Raw genomic sequence first — 18,634 nt, 5'->3', positions numbered from 1 at the left:
GCGTGTGGTCTATGGACATCGAATACCTAATCTAAACCCTCACAAATATTCATTCAAACCGATGTCCATGGGTTGACATCTTTCCTTTAGATTGATGAATCCTTCGAAGTTTTCACGGGAATGCCTAGTGACCTTGAAGTACTGCGGCGCCGGATCAGGGCCCGGGTGCATCGGAGTACGGGAATGCCGGTCGGTGTGGGCATCGCCGGTACCAAGACCTTGAGCAAGCTGGCCAACCATGCGGCCAAATGATGGCAGGCCCAGAGTAGGGTGGGACGATCTGCGTGACCAGGTCAAACGTGACTGGGTATTGAAGAAGTGCCAGGCGTCCGACGTCTGGGGCGTCGGCCGAAAAATGACGAATCGCCTGGAAGGCATGGGTATCATGACAGCCTGGGATCTTTCCAAAAACGATCGCTGGATGCTCCGCAAATATTCAGTGTCGTGATTGAGAAGAAGGCACGCGAGTCGACCGGTACGCCGTGTCTTGAGCTTGATGAGCCCGATCCATCCAAACAAGAAATTTGCAGCAGCAGGACGTTTGGGAAGCGTCTCACCGAGATTGCACCGATCAAAGAGGCGGTCGCCACATACATGATGCGAGCCACGGAGAGCTCCGGGCTCAGCAGTCGCTATGCAAGAAGATCAGGGTGAGCATACGCACCGGCATGTTCAATCCGGAGGAGGCCAAATACGCCAATGGAGCCCTGGTCGAATTGCCGTAGCTGCCTGTCATTTAGTTGGTTGCTTGTGACGAGCATACATCACTGCCGTGCCACCTGATGTGCCTCTGGCCTGTAGTTCAAAGGCGTGCGGATAGCCTTTGATTAGGTCACTCAGCTTTTTGTAGCCATGAGTGCGTGGATCAAACTCCGGACGTAGTTTCGTAATGTTCGCGCCAAGCGCGCCTAAGTGTGCCCATCCATCCTCGTCAGCAATGTCGTCCAAGATTTTGGCGATGAAGCCCACTGGTGCCTTAGGCTTTTTGGATGGCTCAGTAACTACTGGCTTGGCCACATCAAGGGGCGCAACAGAAGCCATACTAGGCTCACCATTGATAGGTGCGATGACATCCTCGCGGAGTAACTCGATGTAGATGAATTTGTCGCATGCGGCCACGAAAGGCTTGGGTGTTTTCTCTTCGCCGAACCCGTAAACGGTCAATCCCTCTTCGCGTAGTCGAGAAGCCAATCGCGTGAAATCGCTGTCGCTAGATACTAAGCAAAACCCGTCGAAGCGGCGAGTGTATAGCAAGTCCATGGCATCGATGATGAGCGAACTGTCAGTGGCATTTTTGCCTTTGGTGTAGGCGAATTGCTGGATGGGTTGAATTGAGTGATCAAGCAGGACTTTCTTCCAGCCGCCGAGATGAGGGCCAGTCCAGTCGCCGTAGATGCGCTTCACACTTGCGACGCCGTACTTAGCAATTTCTTCAAACAGGCCTTCGACGATTGGCGCAGGGGCATTGTCAGCGTCGATCAACACTGCGAGTCGCTTTTGAGCATTACTGGCGGTATGCGTGGTCATGGTTCATCCTTGATTGAGCGCGTCACAATTTCTGTAAACGAGGATTCGTTCGCTCGTATTCATACCCGTTGAGGGGCACTTTATTTTGAAGGCGACGATGCCTGCTTAAGGCGTGAGTATCAAGAAATCGACGTCCCAGGATCTCCTCCCAATCTAGCAATTCCTTGCTTGATATGCCCCGCATTCTCGCCAATCTTTTCCAGTGCAACACGTGCATTGTCGCAGGCCTCAGATGACCCGCGCTGCTCCTCCAGCAGGACGAGCTCCATCAGTGCCGCTTCGATCGCTAGTTGGTTTTCGTACATTCTTGCCAGAACGTCGGGAAGGGAATATTGCTCGGCCATGACTCGACTCCGTTCGGGGGAAGAGCAAAGCGTAGCAGGGTTAGTGCTCTGCAATTCTTCAGCCCTCAGAGTTTGCGTTCCCCAAGCGCCTTTGAAAATAACGGCACGATCATTTTTTCTGAGGCGAGGTGCTTAAAACGTCTTTTATTGATAAATACGTTTGTGTAGCGATCTTGAATACCGCCAATTTACTTTACCTATGAAGTGGGGGGAGGGGGCAGCTATTTCCACTCTAAGTCCGAGTTTTAGAACGGCAAATCTTCATCCCTAATCAGTTCAGGCTTAGCCTCCGGATCTAACGTCGGTGGCGTCAGCGCTCGGTGAATGCTTTCAAGACGATCTTGTAGTTCGTCGAAGGTCACCACCAGAACGTCCTTCAGCCCGTTTCGATATTGCTCGAAGGCTTCCTGCTTATCCTCTTCCTCAGGAGTACGCCCAATGATGACAATGGCTGCAACAGCGTGGGCGTGAACGCGCTCTTTGAGGTCATGCGCTAGGCCGTAGATCTCGCGCTGCACATGGCTGCGCTGGCTGATGATCTGGCCGACTGAACCGCTGAGTTCGTACGACGGGGTATAGGTTTTCCTGTACTGCTTCCCAAGCAGGTCATGCTGGGGATGTTTGATCTCGATGAGCGCTAGATTGCCGGTGGCTTTCGCCGCCATGAGGAAGTCAGAATATTGACCGCCTCGGCCACTGAAATTCTTTCCACCTACGTAGGGCTGATCTGCGATTTTCTTTACGGGATACCCAAACGCCATGTCGAGAATGAAGGGGTTTTTGCTCAGGAAGGCCTGCCAACGAGTTTCGTTGGCATTGCTATCCATCATTTTCCGATAAACCTCAATGAGCTGGCCAAGTGTGACGAGCTCAATCTCTGCCTTGAGATTGAACAGCGTACGAGGTTCAGATTTCGCCAGAGTCGGGACACTTTGCTGCGCGAGCTTTGCCGCCTGCTGCTGGTCTTTCGGAGACAGCTGAGGGGTGACCGAGCCCAGCGAAACGAGATTGGCTAGCATATCTGGAGCAAGCTTCCGTGCTCGCGGCGGATAGAGTTCGGGGGCCGCTTTGTGCAGTAATCCGGTGTAGCAAACGAGCTTTTTATCCGCAGCAGTTTCCCGCTGGTGACGCTGTGTCAGTTGATCCAGCCGCTTTCTCAGCACCTCAAGCTGATCAACCCCCAGGAAATAGGTGCTGCCCTTGACTCGGGCATCGTTCCGACCCCGCTCTCCGTGGAGCATAATTTCTTTCACGCCTTCTAGGGAAGCCACCGCGTTGACTATGTATCGGTACTCGTAGTGGAACCCCAGACCATACCGCCAGTCCTTGGAGAGTCCTGCAGGCAGACCGCCCAGTAACTCTTCCACATCATACTTATCAGATGGATGAGCATAGGGTTGGTAAACGGGGCGAGTGATGATGATCGACTTGATGGTGTCGTACCTTGGCTCTCCATACTGCGGGTGAGTCGACCGTGGGTAGATTGGGTGGATGATCAAATCGTCTGGGGTCACTTCCAGTATCAGATGCCACCCAAGAGAGTCATTAGGGAGCGCCACGTCGCTGTAGTACACACGTGAGGCACCATAGATTTGATCCATTCCCCATTCAAACTCACCGTCCCCTTCCTGGGGGGCGTTCACTTCATCCGTATCGTACTCGAGGTCATCACGCTCAATCCGAAGGAAGGGGCCTCCGTCGGTGCGCTGCTGCATTGCGTACTGGGAGGGGCGCAGGGAAGGCATCGGCAGTCGTCCTCAATCGAAAGAAATTATTCCTTTGAATACTTTGCCATTGGAGCCTAGTCCAGGCTTTTGAAGGCGTTGAGTTGAGTTTATCGGGTGCCTCAGCTCCAGAAAAGCGAGGGTGTTGTTGCACAAGGACGGTAGATTTCATTCCATGAATTGATCAGCTTCGCATCATGATGCGCTTGTCCAGAGCGGCACTCTTCAATACCTGGCAGACTTCGTGGGCGGTGAGGGGATAGGTTGTGTTCAAATCATTCTGCACTCGAGTCACCTCGTAATGGCTAAGCCGTGGTATGAGGTGACGTCTATTTAGAGGGCGTTCTTAATGCTAAGAAGGCCCAGCTCTCGAAGTGATGGTCAAATCCGCCCGGCAGCAGCCGGGCGGGAGCTATCGATGAATTTTTGCCTATCTCACATGCTTCGAGATATAGATTTTGGGCTTCAGTGAAAAGCTCTTAACTAACTTGTGCCAAGACTCTATCGCAAGAAGAAACTGGATGGAGTTAAATTCCGTTATTCTCGTCATGTCGCGCTCGAATACAAACCACAGCGATGCGGTGGTTATCGCTTCATCAAATTTTATAGTGTTTCTTTTGATGAGCTCAACGGAGTCTCTAGATTGCTCTATATTGTAAATTAGTTCAGGGTTGGATTTAGATATTTTGACTGAGATGATTTCTCCGTCCTTAAATATGTCTGCGATCTCGACTTTGTATTTGCGCCTTCCTTTTTCGAGGGACTGGATTTCTGTCAGCTGTCGGTCGAGTAATTTAAAGCCACGATCATTGCAGATTTTTTGGTTGAAGTATGCTTCGCGATATGTGAGTTTGTCATCTACTTCTTCCTGCGCTGCTATTTTTTTTCTTTTCTCATCCTGCCAGGTTAAAAAGTTGGCCTCAACTAAATCTTCTTCAATGACAATTTCAATGTTGTCTAATGAGCGCTTTAAATAATCAATAAAGGTTTGATTGAATATGAACCATTCGCCATTTTTCAAGAAATATTGCAAATCATCATGAGTGACAGGAAAGTCCAGCAACTCTTTAAGATCTTGTGTAAATGACTTGGTGTCGTCACTTTGGAATTGAACAGTGATTGAGTTTATATCGTCTATATCATCGTTTTCGGCCAGGAACTTCGATACGGCTTGAATTTCAAGTGTGTTGCCAAGATTCTTCCTGCGATAACCATCTTTTAGCTTGGCTGAGATGCGGTAATCATAATCATGGAAGCTAAAACATATCGAAACCCCATAAACGTGAAACTCTTCAATTGTCACATCTCCCTCTCCTTTTTTTAGGCAAGCAAGGAGGACATTATCTAACTCTTTGGCAAGATCTTCAGTCACGGCCTCCAGTTTTGGAAGGTGAATGATCGTTTCACCTCTGAAACTGGTGTCGATTTGTTGAAAGACATCTGATAACTCAAGAGGATGCTTATCCATGTCCATTTGAATGGAGTCAGCAAAGATGATATTTCTCTCTCCCCATATTTCTTTGTCGGCAGCCTTGAGCTTTAAGTGGTCTACGGACTCACCAGGTTCATAACTGTCGATTTGAAAGCGCTGGTACGATGATACGTCCTGCCTCTTGGTGCCCGTAAAATATCTGCTTTTCTTCAGTAGAATGGAGTTTTCATCGGCCATACGAATGGCTAGATCGATTCCGAAGTCGAGCTGGATGAATTTAGAAAGATAGAAGTGCGATTTTCCTAGGCTAACAGCATAGATGCTTTCTGGGTTATCAGTTTTTTGGCAAAGTAGCATGCCGAAATTGAATATGTTTTTTGGTTCGGAGACGTTGTCATTGAAGAAGTCTCGATACGTAGTCCACCACCAAACTTCATTGCCAGCGATGTTTTGAGAAAAATAAAACGTGTATGTATAATCCTTTGAAATGATGGTTTTTTGCTCGATCAAACCGACAGCGTTGAGTTTGGCTTTGAGTTGGTCGAGCTTTTGATGTTTGATTTTGTATATGTTGTATGTGTTTGGCATGGCAATTCCCTTTGGGCCTATCATTAGAAGGCAAGTGCCAAAATGCCACTCGGTTGACTTTCATGCAATCGCATAAATTTAGGTGTTGGTTTGGCTGATGAAAATCAATGAGTTACAGGCGATCGGTAAGGGATGAAGATTCATAAATCGAAGGAAGTCACTGTCATAAAGCAGAGGCTGTACAAGTCAGGTATTCAAGGAGGCCATTGTTGTTCGCCAATTTTCTCTATGACAGTTCTGCTGGAATAAGTCGCTTCTTGGGAAGGGCGAGGCCCGGCTCACCTAATCAGTCGAGCATTTCTTTAATAATGGACGCGACATTCCTGGCATCGTCGATCCCACGGTGATAGGTACCCTGCCAAACTAGGCCCAACGACTCGACCGTTTGCTTAAGTGATTTAGGTCGATCGTCGTATAAGCCTGCATGCCATTTCCTGGCATTGAAATGCGGCAGGCATTCGAGCAGGGAAGGGCAGGCAGCAAAGCCAGCATCGCGCTCAAGCTGTCTTGCGTCATAGTCCCCCCACGATGCCCATGCCGCGTTTGGATACCGCGCAGCAAATGTTCGTAGCTCGTCGCCAACCTCTTGATAGGTTGGGGCTCCATCCACGTCCTCCTGTTCAATGGATGTCAGCCTCTTACAGAAATCAGTGAGAGTGGGGTTGATCTGGGGCCGAACGAAACGCTGGAACTCATCGATGATCTCAAGCGACTCCAAATCAATCACCACCAGGCCAATCTCAATCGTTTCCATTTGATCGGGGACGACCACAAGCGACCTAGGAGATTCGTGCAATCCAACCTCGTCACAAGTTGCCTCAAGGTCGACGCAATAGAGGTAGCGGTATGGTGCGAGGAGGTTATGGATTGCTTGGAGGTGAAGAAACTTTGCTTCGATGCTCATGGCATGGGAGACCTTACTTGGAGCTTGTTGAGATTAACCGCCCCATCTATGTCGATTGAATTGCTCACTGTCCACAAGGAATTGCTTAGAGCACGGGTCACGACATACCCACAACCATTAGGAACGTGATTGTCGATCTCGTACCTGCGCCACTCGATCATCGCTTGGGCATCAACATGAAGTGGCTTGCGCTCGATGAGCCAAGCTACCGCATTGAGAAATTGCCCGTGCGAAAAGACCAATATGTCTTGTGCCTGGTGAGTGGCTATGCGATCTAGGAAAGATCGTGCGCGGCCAACAAACTCCAGAAACGACTCAGCACCTTCTCCATCAATATAGGACGGATCTGCGTTCGCCCAATACTGGTCGACCCATGCTTTCCGTTGCCCTACGGTGGTGTTCACACACCTGGTCGGATCAAGGTAGGTAAATTCCTCGATTGGCCATGTTTCGTGTGGTGCTTCAGGGAATACGGAGATGGTCGCATCCGCAGTCGCTCGAGCCCGAGAGAAAGGGGAGACAACGATTAACTCAGGTGCACGGCCGACGGATTGCGCCACTCGTTTAGCTTGTTCAATGCCTTTTTCGGTGAGCGGGATACTCGCGTGATCAAGAGTAGCTGCACCGGCATTGGCCGCACTTTCTCCATGACGCACTAGCCTGACATTCTTCATTGGCTTACCTGTAGTTTCGCCGACATACGACACCAGTAGCGTTGCTAGGGGTATGGCTGGATTAGGGTAGGGGTGATGGGGTGGCATTTAGACTTCTGAAAGCTCGATCCAGTGAACTCCAGTATCGCCCGCATCCAGAGCAAACTGGTAATAAAGCAGGGAAGGGCGCTGCTCGGCGTACGACATCGTGGCCTCTTCCGTTGAAGAGAGACGCGTCGCAATCGCTGGGCCGTACTTGAGAGGCGTCGTCCCTTCGGGCCTTGTGCCCGCCTATGACTGGTGACCAAATGGCCTGCTAGGCTCCGATTTTGATCCGCGCAAAATTATTGAGAATTATGGCGGGGCGATAATTATGGTCAGCCAATAATTTAAATAATTCACAGTCGTTTGCTCGAGCGGGTGTCAGCCAGCGCCGCTATTCGAGAGATTGAATCCGTAGCCAGGCGCTTACCTTTTCCTGTTTGATCCCTAGCTTCGGCAGCTCCATGAGCGCGGCTTCGAGAGCGAGCTGATTTTGGTACATTCTTTCCAGCACATCTGATAACGAATATTCACCGTGCATTTTTCAACTCCATGTTGGGAAACGACAGAATAGTAGTGGGTGAGATTATGCGGCTATTAGCTCGAAGCAAACACCTCCGACTACTCCGAGCGAGCGGTAGGTCTCGATAATAGCTTTAGCCTCGATGAAGCACGAAAGCTGCGGCCTCGTGTTTGAGCTCAGAGGAAGGTGAGCGACGTTGCTTGTACATCAGGCACCATTTTCTGACGAGCATCCTTGCCTAAATGGGTGTCCGGTTTCATCAAACCAATAGACATTGCTTACGGCGAACTGAGCTAAGCATTAGATTTGTTCACGTTTCCTGGCATTCAGTAGGCCGACAGGATTAGTTCTGTCGTGCTGCCAGATTTCAGGTGCCCCGTTGCGTCCGTCAATATCCACCAGGTCTGTGCGGGCGGTAGATTTCAAACTCCGAAGCGGATATCTACTTTGGAGCACCTGGCACCCCATGTAATTCCCCCGCACTACCACCTTTTTATGGCTATGATCATTGAGATATAGGCCTTCAAGAGGGCATCAATACGCAGATTGGGAGCAATACCTACATGTTAACGACAGAGCACTTCAGCCGAGCCATTGACGATATCGCTGCTCACGGAGACAACGATACTCTACCTTTCGACGTCGATTGTCGATTTGTGGCTGAATCCAAAGATACCCTAGTAAGCGTGGCTGAAAGAATGTCGGCGGCAGTGGCTAGGGGGGGTAAAGAGTTTGCGCTACATAAATTCAACGGAGTATCTTTTTTTTCTGAGCGCTTGTTAACCCCTGCTGGCCCAGCTGGATTTAGAGTGACCACAAAAATACATCCGTTCTGGAATTTTTATTTCAATTCTCTAGGTGTTGCAATAGCTGAACGTCATGAGCCGCATCGTAGTGAACGTGCCCATTCGTACAGGTTTTCCGATGTGGGCCCAAGTTTTTTTGATACGAGTCAAAGCTGGCGCAAGTTCAAGGAGAAGACACTCGAAGACTGCCTCGCGGCTCCCGCAACTGCGGTCGTAGTGCAGACAGATGTTTCCAGCTTTTATGAGCATATATATCACCATCGAATTCAAAATTTTATTGATGAGCTGTTTCCTGATTCGCCGACAATTTCTGTACAAATAGACCGTATGTTGAGCAGTTTCGCCTCGGGCCGATCATTCGGGTTACCTGTAGGTGGGCAGTGTTCCAGGGTTTTAGCCGAACTCTTAATGTCGAAGATTGATCAGAGACTGACGGATGAAGGCGTTGTATGGCGGCGATATGTCGACGACTTTGTATTAGTAGCTGAAAATCAAAGCTCTGCTTATCGAGTATTAGCAACATTATCCCACGCTTTAGCTGATTATGGTCTCTCACTAAACAAAACTAAGACAAGCTTCTTGGCTGTTCCTCATTATGTAGACTTGGTGAAAGTGCAGCTAGGCGGAGATGATGAAGAGTCCAATGCTCTCCGCGCAATTGATTTGCGATTTGATCCTTATTCCGATACCGCCGAGGCTGATTATGAAGAACTCAAAGCGGCTGTACAGCACTTGGATGTAATGAGACTTGTAGGTGGGGAGTTAGAGAAGTCACAGCCTGATAACTTTATCGTCACTCAGGTAAGCAGAACCTTAAGGCTACTGGCTCCGCCGGTGGCGTTGGAAGTTTGTACAGCCCTATTGACGGGGGTTAACATGCATTCGTTTCGTGCATCGTTTTCTAAAATATTGAGAGGTATTTCGCAGCTTAGGGATGAGCCAGAATATGCCACGATTCACGAAGCTGTTGATAGTCTTTTGGATTCAGTACCACTACATTCGAGTCATTTACTTTCTGTAGACAGTAACTGTTTGCATTACTTACGTTCTCTCAGGTTTCGCCGTACAGATGCACGGGCTAAATATGTCGCCAGTCTTTACGCCTCAGCGCACACAGAGACTGTCGGTCGAGCCTGTATTGACTGTTGGCGAAGCTGGAAAGATAGAGATCGATTCATAGCGTTGCGCTCGCGCTGGGCAACATGTGGAGCGGGAGAGCAGAGAATGGTATGGCTTGCCGCGACAGAGTTTGGTGATGATGGCATGTATATGAAAAAGCAATTGCGAGCTTCAGTGTTGAGTGCATGGGGTCTTGGGTTTGATAGTGGAGGAACAGATCCATTCGCATCTGCTTACGTTAAGTGGTGTGAACAATGAATGGCCATAGGATGGGTGGAGATCCTCGGACAGTGGCACGGGAAATTTCAGGGGTGTTTGAAACTATATTTCCACATCTAATTCCCAAAGTTGTTAGTTATATTAATAGCCAAAATATTGCAATTCCTGGATTTGAGGAAATTGATCATAAGCTGTTGTCTGAAAGCAGTATTCAAAAATCGATGATTTTTGAGATTGCATCTGCGGTCGCTGAAAGTAGTCTGGTTTTCGGTTGTTTGCCGAGTTGGGATACCCTGCTGTTGAATGCCGTCACTAAACAGCGGTTTCACTATGATGCCGAAGTCCCTTTGGTTTTGGAAGAGGGTGATAAGGTCATCGCTAGAGTTACGGGGGAAAACTTAGTTAGGGGGTTGGCAAGCTTGGCGGGTTCGAAATCTCTGTTGCTTTCGGATGTGGTGATTGCTCCAAAAATCCCAGGGTGCGGTTGGATCTCATCTGGTGTCGGAGATTTCGCGATTGGAGATAATTTAGTTGAAGTAAAGTGTTCGGCTAAAAATTTTTCATCTGCGGATTATCGGCAGATACTTATGTACTGGCTTATGAGTTATCTGTATGCCATCGAAACTAATTCTACTGAGTGGAAGTCATGTGTGCTGATTAATCCCCGAGTCAATAAAATGGTGATAGTTAATTTTGATGAATTGGTTCGGTTAGTATCTCCAGGAGGGTCAAAGCTTCAGCTAGTAGAGAAATTCCGTGCCTCGATTGAGGTGGGGCTTAGCAGATTTTGAACGCGATACCTTGATGAGGCTAGTAGTTTAAAACATCCTGAGCATACGGAAACTCATGGCGTTCACTGGCGACGAGAGGAGAGGTTGCGTTCACTTCATTATGCTTTCGAGTCATCGAGAGGCTGCAGTACAAAGTGACATCAATGGGGAGGTCGATTCTTCGGGTCAATGGGCCCGGCTCGCTTGTTTGTCGAGCATTTCCTTGATTATGCTCGCGACATTCCTAGCGTCGTCAATCCCAAGGTGACATGTACCCATCCAAACCAAGCCTAACGACTCTACCGTTTGCTTAAGACTTTTCGGCTGATGGTCGTATAGGCCTTTGTGCCATTTTCTCACGTTGAAGTGCTGCAGGTCGGAGAGGGAAGGACACGAAGCGAGTCCGGCATCACGTTCAAGCTGTCGCGCATCATAGTCTCGCCACGAGGCCCAGGCAGCGCTTGGGTATTGCGCAAGAAACGCTCAAGCTCCTCGCCAACCTACACATAGACTCCTGCATTATCCAAGTCCGCTTGTTGAATGGATGTGAGCTGCTTATAGAAGTCGGCGAGGATAGGATTGACCTGCGGTTGAACGAAACGCTGGAGCCCATCGACGATCTGAAGCGATTCCAAATCGATCGCCACCAGGTCAGTCTCAATCGTTTCCATCTGATCGGGTACGACTGCAAGCGGCCTTGTCGATTCCGACTCGATACCTCATTACAGGTTGCCTCGAAGTCTCCGCAATAGAGGTAGCCGTAGGGTTCGAGGAGGCTTGGATAGATTGGAGAAAGGAATTTCGTTCGAATGCTCATAGGACTGGCGTCCTATCAAGCCTAGACCGCTCATACCCTGATAGGGTGCGCTCATCCAGCGGGTTACGGTTCGGCTATTGAAAGTACGCGCGAAGCGATGTACTGTTCATTTGTACAGTATTTTGGTGCTCTTTGGTGCTCAGACTGCCTATTTTTCAACGCGCGACCTACCTGTTCGTGCGTGGGGTTTCTAGGCAAATGGCGCGACTATCGCCAGTCAATGCGGTATTCAGGGATCTCGAAATAGATGGAGCTAGAAGCAGGTCTGGTGGAGTTGGTCTTGTTCATGAGTATTCGTTAGGTAGTCCGTCGATCTCCGTTTTGAACGCCCAGCAGTGCTCAGAGCGCTATCCGTGCCCTCACGTAAATGCTTATGGTCGCCATACGCAACATCACTGAACCTTCCCAAAATAGTTTCACCCGGTGGCCCCGTAGATTCCGGCAGCTTGCTATCTAGATAAGGTATTAGACGCTAGAATGACAGACGTTAAACTGGGAATGGTTGAAACCATTACAGAAAAAAGCGCTTTTTTATGGCCATATATTTGGCGGGTGACTGAGCACGGTATGATCGTACTCGGCGAAATTCATAAACCCATGCAGGTTAATTCAAAAAGGGAGCTCCGAAATGGAAGAAGGCAACTACAAAGAGGAGCTTTCGGAAAGCGGAGAGGCTACGGGAATTGAGCGAGACTCGGAAGAAGAGTTAAGTCTTGAACCCTTTGACTCGGACTCTATTTCCATAGACCAAAAATCCATACCAATGGATACACTCATCAGGCGACTTAATCAGAAATCTATTCACTTGAGTCCAAGCTTTCAGCGAAATGAAGTATGGGATGACAAGCGAAGAAGTCGCCTTATTGAGTCCATTATGCTAAAGATCCCTTTGCCAATGTTTTATGTGGCGGCCAATGAGCTTGGCCAATGGGAGGTTGTAGATGGTCTGCAGCGCTTATCTACAATACGAAATTTTATCTTGGGCGATAACGGTAATTTTCTAAAGTTGTGCGATTTGGAGTTTCTTGGCAGTAAGTACAACGGAAAATATTTTAGTGATTTTAACGCGGACGAACGAGATATCCGTCTTGTGAACACCGTTATGGAAACTGAAATGCGTTTCACTGTAATTAATCCGGGTACTCCAGAAGCGGTTAAGCGGAATATTTTTAAACGAATCAACACTGGCGGGATGCCGTTAACGGCGCACGAAATACGTCATGCGCTTTACGAGGGGGAATCTTCTAAACTCCTTCGGATTTTAGCCGAAAGTCAAGAATTCAAAACGGCGGTTGACAGCAATATCAATGACACAAGGATGGGAGCGCAGGAACTAATATTGAGGTTTATTTCTTTCATGGTGTTCGAGAGGCGGGACTTCAAATCAAGCATGGACTCTTGGCTGAGCAACACCATGCGCGTAATTAATTGCATGCCTCAGCTTGATGAAAAACTCATGCATAAGATTTTCCAAAATTCATTAGTTCCTACAATTCATGTCAGAAATACCGAAGCGATCAAAGAACGTTTCAAGCTGGCTATGATCAGGAATAAGAAAATATTTGGAGTTCATACGTTCCGTAAGTCCTTGCCGTCCGGAAAGAAGACGCCAATAAATAAAGCGCTATTTGAAATCTGGTCTAACGTTCTATCCGAGTTGACGGAGTTTGAATTTGTTATTCTTGAAAGCCGCAAAAGCAATCTTGTAAGCAAGTATGAGACAGTTTTAAATGACGAGGTCTTCCTGAACTCAATAGGAAGAAATTCATCCCAATCAAAGGACGTAGTTGATCGATACCTTGTAATACTAGGCATTGTTCAGTCGACTATCATGGAGAGCAAATGATCACTTCCATTTCATTAAGGGCTTTTAAGTCCCTGCCAAACAAAACCATTTCCACCAGTGCGTTGACGGTGTTGTCCGGACTTAACAATAGCGGCAAAAGCTCTATCATACAGGCTATTAGGATGTATGACCTTGCCGCAAAGGGTGGATCGCCGTTGCTTGAGGGGCACGGTTCAATTTCTGAGATTCGCTCAAAATTCTCAACTAAAGATGATCCAATTGAAGTAATAGTAGAAACAGCCGGCGAAGAAAAACACACACTCACAATCAGTGAGGGATCTTGCAGTCACCCGTCTTTCTCTCCTGTATTTAGTTATATAGGTGCCGGCCGCCTTGGCCCACAAACCGTACTACCCTTGCGGCGCTCTATTGAAGAGCTACCCTATATTGGTGAAAAAGGAGAGTTTGTTTTTGATTTTATGCAAAAAATGGGTGATGCAATTATCCCAGAAAAACTTCACCACCCCGAATCGCAAGGTGTAACCCTGGCTTTCGAGTTGGCGGGATGGCTCAGTGAAATCGCGCCTGGTGTAGTGATCGAGCTTTCTACCGATCACAAAGCTGACTTCGCAAGGGCAGAGTATGATAGTTTCCGTCCAGCAAACGTTGGATTTGGCCTCAGCTATACACTGCCAATTTTGACTGCAGTTCTCGGTATGGCTGCAAGTTCACCCTCGGCTGGCTGGGGAGAAGGTTGGGGTGATAAATGGGAGCAGCAACGCACTAGCAATGGCACCCTCGTGATTGTAGAAAACCCTGAAGCCCACTTGCATCCGCAGGGGCAAACAGCCATGGGGCGTTTACTCGCTTTAGCTGCTTCTTGCGGTGTTCAGATCGTCACGGAGACTCATAGTGATCACCTGATTGATGGTATCAGAATCGCGGTTAAGGAATCGCTGATCAAAGCCGAGGATATCTCACTGCACTTCCTATCTAAGAGCAAAGAGGGTCTAACCGAAATTGTATCTCCCACTATCAATGATTCCGGGAAGTTGGACTATTGGCCAGATGGTTTTTTTGATCAAACACTAAAAAATAGAGCTATTCTTGCCAGAAGGAACTAGGCGCGATGGAACACTTGGTCTGCTTAAATACAAATAGCTTTCCAGCAGATAATCCAGCGGAAGGATATGCTCTTTTCGAGGATGCGCTACAGGGCTTGCTGCAACTGAACAGCGGCGCAGATCGCTTTACACTCTACGTAGATAGCAATATAGAGGATATTTCGGGTTTTTTAATTGGAGAATCGTTCACGTATCAAGATTTTTTGACTCGATTAGCAGATGAGAACGAGCGCGACATGCTCCTTTTTTTAACTGAGATTGATGATAAAACACCCGCTTTAGATCATCTCGAGGAAGAAGTATTCAACCAGTTGGCTGAATATAGCTTTTATATTCCAGGTCAAGCCGCAGCTAAGTATCCAGATGTTCTAAGTTTGGCTTTTTTCACCAATGCCACTATGCTCAGCATTAACACTGCCGAGATTTGGAATGTTTCAAAAATACCTTTAGCCCGGACTGCGGATGGATCTTTCACGGACGAAACCCTATCCGTGAGCAATATATCTTCGGAGCAGCACGGAAAGGATCTTCTTGAGCTATTTCGTAATAACGACATTTTTGCAATCTGCTGTAACCACCATGTAACCGAATATTTTTATGACTGGTTTATAAACCTTACAGACGAGAATAAACATCGAGTCGCAGACAAAATGAGGCTGGCAGTCGAACGGGAGTTCAAAGGAGGAAGGCCTCTCATTGACACTCTTGACGACGCTGAAGGTTTGAAAGAGATCAGATTTTCTGCGCACGCTGGCGGTGCGATTCGCGTTCTATTTAAAGCGTTAACTGCTCCTAAGCATGCTGTGCTTGTAGGGTTTATAAAAAAGCGCAACGACGAAGGCTATAAATATAATATCGATAAAGCAAAAAAACTTCTCAAAGATATTTGACATCTGATTTTGAGTTCAAGTAGAGCTCCCGAGTTCAGACTCAGCACCTTTTCCGCATTGTAGTGGAATACCTCCGCTTGCCCATTTGTGACCAGCGCATACATGTTGGTGGCGGCGCAGGTGAAACGTTAGCGTCCGGTGAGCTCACTTATTCGATCCCGGTCATAAGGGTTCCATGGGCCAAAGAAGCTCTCCCCCAAGCTCTTTTTAGCCCAAGTCGTCTACCTTGTAGACGTTCTATCTGTGAGGGGAAAGTTTGTGTTCAATTCATTCTGAGCCGAGTCATCGCGTGCCGATTATAAGGCTCCAGTATGACGTGACGCCTAGAGCGAGATCGATTCTTTGGGCCAATGGGCCCGGCTCAGCAATTAGTCCAGCACTCCCTTCACGATGGAAGCCACATTTCTCGCATCGTCGATACATCGGTGATAGCTGTCCTGACCGCCTACTAGTGGGTAGTCAGCGATATTGGTTGCCAACATGCGTTCAGCATCGGCGTCAACGCGCTACCTCCCTGTGTCTTCAGAGGCTAGATAGGGCCTTTTTCCTGCCAGAAGCGTATGGCACCGTGCTACCTTTCCTCTTTTGTGGCTTCATTCCCAGCGTTCTTATGGCTTAACAGTAACCAATCTCAAAGTCGTCATTGATTACCGCTGGTGGATGAGCTCAGGGCAGCAGGCGATTACTAGCCTGGGTGATAGAAAATCGTAAAAGGCTGGTATTGAGTGAGTTCTCTAAACGAGTCAGGAAACAAAGCATCCCCTCAGGGCAGTGCGAAAAACGATCCATCGCAAGAGCAATTGGCACCCGACGATGCATCATGGCAGAAAAAGGTGCACGTTTTTGCGCAGTGGTTGCTGAGGAAGATCAATGCTCATGACGCCGCATCATGGACTGCTGGCAACGCGTCTGGTTACAAAACAGGGCATAAGGCAGGCAAGGAGCTTGGCCATCTAGAGGGCTTAGAGGCCGGTCGCAAGCAAGGTCATCAGGAGGGGCACAGGGAAGGGTACGATGAAGGTCATAACAAGGGTCATCACGATGGGTTCGAGTGCGGCCACGAAGTAGGTTTCGAAGCTGGAAAGCTGGTATTGGAGCTGAACCCTGGCGTTCGCCCTACTGATGCCACACCTGGCGTGGACATCAATCTGTTCGAGGATTTCGATTTCCCTATTTCTTCGGAGCTTGAGCATCGGATACGTGAGGATATCCGAGCAAAGCTACCGGACTACCAACAACCTACAGACCCCCAGTGGGAAATGATCCTGTCTCGACACCCGTCGACCTACATCGTGGCCGGCGCCGGCAGTGGCAAGTCCACCACAATGGTACTGAGGTTGCTTGTGCTCCGGTACTACTTGAATGTGCCTGAAGACTTAATCACTGTCGTGACCTTTACCCGTGATTCTCGCTTCGATTTCATCTCCAAGGTCATCAAGGTTTTCAAGCTATGGCAAATCCCCATGGACGAGAAAAAAGGCAAGACGTTTGTCCGAACCTTCCATTCTCGAGTCCTCGACTTCTTCGCGTGGTCGCCGTTACTCCAAGGCTCCAAGGCCTTCGAATTCCTCAGTAAAGACGCTACCGCCGAGGACGAAGAGCCTGAAAACGTACTGGACGTTCGGCTAAACATCAGGCAGTTGGATCTGATGAATCGCTGCTACCAGAACCTTTTCGAGAACAACGAAAAATTCCGTAATCTGATCATTGAGCTGGTTAGACATGCCACCTCCATCGGGGAGCCCCTCAACCCAGAAGACCCTGAGCACGCCAAGCGTATCGCAGTGATAAAGCGCTGCTCTCGGCGAGACCGCGAAACCTGCGAATCTGTCGAGGCGCTTTGGCGTAAGGCCGGACACTGGCCAATGCCTGGCGTGACCGCTGACCTCGTACCGATCAAGTTGAACGGGCAAACATTTTACGCGAATGGTTACGCAGAAGATCTGAAGGCCTTGGTGGTGCTGGGCGTCGATCGGAATGAGCCGGATACCGTCACGGTAGAGAACGGTAAAACCAATCTGTCACTTGCCATGAACATGAGGCGGCTGTTCTTTAGGCTGTTCTACTCGCAGCGGGTCTTGTACTTCACAAATTACGACGAGGCCAAGTGCTCGCTGGAGACACTCAGGGGAGAAGTGTCTGAGATCCCCAAATTTGGCTACCAGGTTGATGGGGATATCAAGCCTGTCCCCATCATGCAAGCCTTCCACAGTGCAGCATCGTTTCTTGAGAACCTAGGGCTGGATGTAGCTAAAGCCATCAAGGGGATGAACTTCACTAAGAGGGATATGGACGGGAAATTCTTCGAGGCTCTTGGCTTGTTCTGGCCGGCATTTGAGGACTTCCTCGCGAATCAAAGCCCAAAAGTCTTTACCTTTAATAAGATGTTCGCCATGTACAGCGAACATGCAGAAGAAAACTTCAGCAAGCTTCCTGAAGGCGTTCTGAAATCTCAGATGGTCACGCTTGTTGACGAGTTCCAGGATTGCGGTGCTAACACAATCAGTTGGCTGCGAGGCGTGCTGACCGAGCTTCGACTGCGGCGTTTGGAGTATCGGTCGCCGCAAGGCCCGATTTACCCATCGCTCATGGCCGTAGGGGATGACTGGCAAAGCATCTACGGATGGCGAGGTAGCTCACCCAAGTTCTTCCAGCAATTCGAGAACTATTTCCCATCACCCTCGACTCTGCCGATCCTGATGCAGCAGAACTTCCGGTCACAGCAAATGGTGATCGATGCAGCCGAAAGTATTGTGAAACACACGCGTTCCATTGAGAACAAACACGGCCTGGCTGGGCACCCAGACATGATCGGCTTGAACGTCCCTGTGCAGCTATGGCGGCGGGATGATCAGCGCCTGGTGGATCTGGTCAATGATCACTATGAGGCCGGGGACAAGGTAATGGTGTTGTCGCGATCCAGGAGCACCCTGGATGAGGTATCGAAGAAGCTAAGCGACACGCTGCAGCGGGCGAGGCGGGAGAGGCAGGCCGACAACATCCGTATGATGACGTACCACGGGTCGAAAGGTCTTGAAGCGGATGCCGTCTTCCTCGTAGGCGACTGTGAGCAACTGTCCTCCTCGAATTGGCGAAACCAGGCCTACACCTTGGCAGGCTTGGTCATGAACGGAGAGGCCAGGGCCTATGATTTTGCTCAGGGCGAAGAGGTGATGCGGCTAGCTTATGTGGCTATCACTCGGGCCAAGGTCAACTGCTACTGGTTCCTTGATCCGCCGAAGCCTGCCAGCAAAGGGTTTCCAAGAGCTTCTGCGAAAATTGACAAAGAACAAGCGTTCTTTAGCGATTACAGGCGATAACAAGAGGCGTCTGAACCAGGTGGGGCATTGGCCTTTTGGTGAATGT

At 48.9% G+C, this 18,634-nt stretch carries 13 protein-coding genes and 1 pseudogene; 7 read left to right on the top strand and 7 right to left on the bottom strand.

From position 1 onward, the window contains the following. Positions 1-90 precede the first annotated feature (90 nt). Positions 91-722: pseudogene (locus tag ACIONG_RS23780) on the top strand (DNA polymerase V subunit UmuC); the annotation flags it as partial. A 10-nt stretch (positions 723-732) separates the two neighbouring features. Here the strand turns inward: ACIONG_RS23780 and ACIONG_RS23775 are convergent. From ACIONG_RS23775 to ACIONG_RS23745, 7 genes are all read right to left on the bottom strand, one after another. Beyond that, complete coding sequence (locus ACIONG_RS23775; protein WP_401303077.1) at positions 733-1,527, bottom strand: NYN domain-containing protein; 795 nt, start codon at positions 1,525-1,527, stop codon at positions 733-735. Between the two features lie 119 nt (positions 1,528-1,646). Continuing rightward, positions 1,647-1,871 (bottom strand): hypothetical protein, encoded by a 225-nt coding sequence (locus ACIONG_RS23770; protein ID WP_401303075.1) that lies wholly within the window; start codon positions 1,869-1,871, stop codon positions 1,647-1,649. Positions 1,872-2,116: 245 nt separating this feature from the next. Next, complete coding sequence (locus tag ACIONG_RS23765) at positions 2,117-3,616, bottom strand: Shedu immune nuclease family protein (RefSeq protein ID WP_401303073.1); 1,500 nt, start codon at positions 3,614-3,616, stop codon at positions 2,117-2,119. A gap of 409 nt (positions 3,617-4,025) precedes the next feature. Next, complete coding sequence (locus tag ACIONG_RS23760) at positions 4,026-5,615, bottom strand: DUF6119 family protein (protein ID WP_401303071.1); 1,590 nt, start codon at positions 5,613-5,615, stop codon at positions 4,026-4,028. Between the two features lie 286 nt (positions 5,616-5,901). Then, positions 5,902-6,519, bottom strand: coding sequence for an exonuclease domain-containing protein (locus ACIONG_RS23755; RefSeq protein ID WP_401303069.1), 618 nt, complete (start codon positions 6,517-6,519; stop codon positions 5,902-5,904). After that, the gene (locus ACIONG_RS23750) at positions 6,516-7,193 is read right to left on the bottom strand and encodes a histidine phosphatase family protein (RefSeq protein WP_401303081.1); all 678 of its coding nucleotides are present in this window, start codon (positions 7,191-7,193) and stop codon (positions 6,516-6,518) included. Before ACIONG_RS23750 ends, ACIONG_RS23755 begins: the two co-directional genes overlap by 4 nt. A 415-nt stretch (positions 7,194-7,608) precedes the next feature. Beyond that, on the bottom strand, positions 7,609-7,755 hold the full coding sequence (locus tag ACIONG_RS23745) for a hypothetical protein (protein ID WP_401303083.1): 147 nt from the start codon (positions 7,753-7,755) through the stop codon (positions 7,609-7,611). Between the two features lie 545 nt (positions 7,756-8,300). Here ACIONG_RS23745 and ACIONG_RS23740 point away from each other — a divergent pair. The 6 genes from ACIONG_RS23740 to ACIONG_RS23715 all read left to right on the top strand — a co-directional run bounded on the left by ACIONG_RS23740 (position 8,301) and on the right by ACIONG_RS23715 (position 18,588). Continuing rightward, on the top strand, positions 8,301-9,920 hold the full coding sequence (locus ACIONG_RS23740) for an RNA-directed DNA polymerase (RefSeq protein ID WP_401303067.1): 1,620 nt from the start codon (positions 8,301-8,303) through the stop codon (positions 9,918-9,920). Positions 9,921-9,952: 32 nt separating this feature from the next. Continuing rightward, a complete protein-coding gene (locus ACIONG_RS23735; RefSeq protein WP_401303065.1) occupies positions 9,953-10,672 on the top strand; it encodes a hypothetical protein in 720 nt (239 codons plus the stop codon). Positions 10,673-12,096: 1,424 nt separating this feature from the next. Further along, positions 12,097-13,314, top strand: coding sequence for a DUF262 domain-containing protein (locus ACIONG_RS23730; protein ID WP_401303063.1), 1,218 nt, complete (start codon positions 12,097-12,099; stop codon positions 13,312-13,314). Further along, positions 13,311-14,378, top strand: a complete 1,068-nt coding sequence (locus ACIONG_RS23725) for a DUF3696 domain-containing protein (RefSeq protein WP_401303061.1) — start codon at positions 13,311-13,313, stop codon at positions 14,376-14,378. The genes ACIONG_RS23730 and ACIONG_RS23725 overlap by 4 nt, the downstream gene beginning before the upstream one ends. A gap of 5 nt (positions 14,379-14,383) precedes the next feature. Beyond that, a complete protein-coding gene (locus ACIONG_RS23720) occupies positions 14,384-15,268 on the top strand; it encodes a type II toxin-antitoxin system RelE/ParE family toxin (protein WP_401303059.1) in 885 nt (294 codons plus the stop codon). Between the two features lie 725 nt (positions 15,269-15,993). Next, positions 15,994-18,588 (top strand): UvrD-helicase domain-containing protein, encoded by a 2,595-nt coding sequence (locus tag ACIONG_RS23715; RefSeq protein ID WP_401303057.1) that lies wholly within the window; start codon positions 15,994-15,996, stop codon positions 18,586-18,588. Positions 18,589-18,634 lie beyond the last annotated feature (46 nt).

Source organism: Pseudomonas sp. NPDC087817 (assembly GCF_044742875.1).
In the GTDB taxonomy this organism is placed as follows: domain Bacteria; phylum Pseudomonadota; class Gammaproteobacteria; order Pseudomonadales; family Pseudomonadaceae; genus Aquipseudomonas.
This window is presented reverse-complemented; position numbering and strand designations above follow the sequence as displayed.

Bases quoted from the DNA above. Each gene is read 5' to 3' on its own strand.
- ACIONG_RS23775 (WP_401303077.1), bottom strand. From the start codon at position 1,527: ATGACCACGCATACCGCCAGTAATGCTCAAAAGCGACTCGCAGTGTTG.
- ACIONG_RS23770 (WP_401303075.1), bottom strand. From the start codon at position 1,871: ATGGCCGAGCAATATTCCCTTCCCGACGTTCTGGCAAGAATGTACGAA.
- ACIONG_RS23765 (WP_401303073.1), bottom strand. From the start codon at position 3,616: ATGCCTTCCCTGCGCCCCTCCCAGTACGCAATGCAGCAGCGCACCGAC.
- ACIONG_RS23760 (WP_401303071.1), bottom strand. From the start codon at position 5,615: ATGCCAAACACATACAACATATACAAAATCAAACATCAAAAGCTCGAC.
- ACIONG_RS23755 (WP_401303069.1), bottom strand. From the start codon at position 6,519: ATGAGCATCGAAGCAAAGTTTCTTCACCTCCAAGCAATCCATAACCTC.
- ACIONG_RS23750 (WP_401303081.1), bottom strand. From the start codon at position 7,193: ATGAAGAATGTCAGGCTAGTGCGTCATGGAGAAAGTGCGGCCAATGCC.
- ACIONG_RS23745 (WP_401303083.1), bottom strand. From the start codon at position 7,755: ATGCACGGTGAATATTCGTTATCAGATGTGCTGGAAAGAATGTACCAA.
- ACIONG_RS23740 (WP_401303067.1), top strand. From the start codon at position 8,301: ATGTTAACGACAGAGCACTTCAGCCGAGCCATTGACGATATCGCTGCT.
- ACIONG_RS23730 (WP_401303063.1), top strand. From the start codon at position 12,097: ATGGAAGAAGGCAACTACAAAGAGGAGCTTTCGGAAAGCGGAGAGGCT.
- ACIONG_RS23725 (WP_401303061.1), top strand. From the start codon at position 13,311: ATGATCACTTCCATTTCATTAAGGGCTTTTAAGTCCCTGCCAAACAAA.
- ACIONG_RS23720 (WP_401303059.1), top strand. From the start codon at position 14,384: ATGGAACACTTGGTCTGCTTAAATACAAATAGCTTTCCAGCAGATAAT.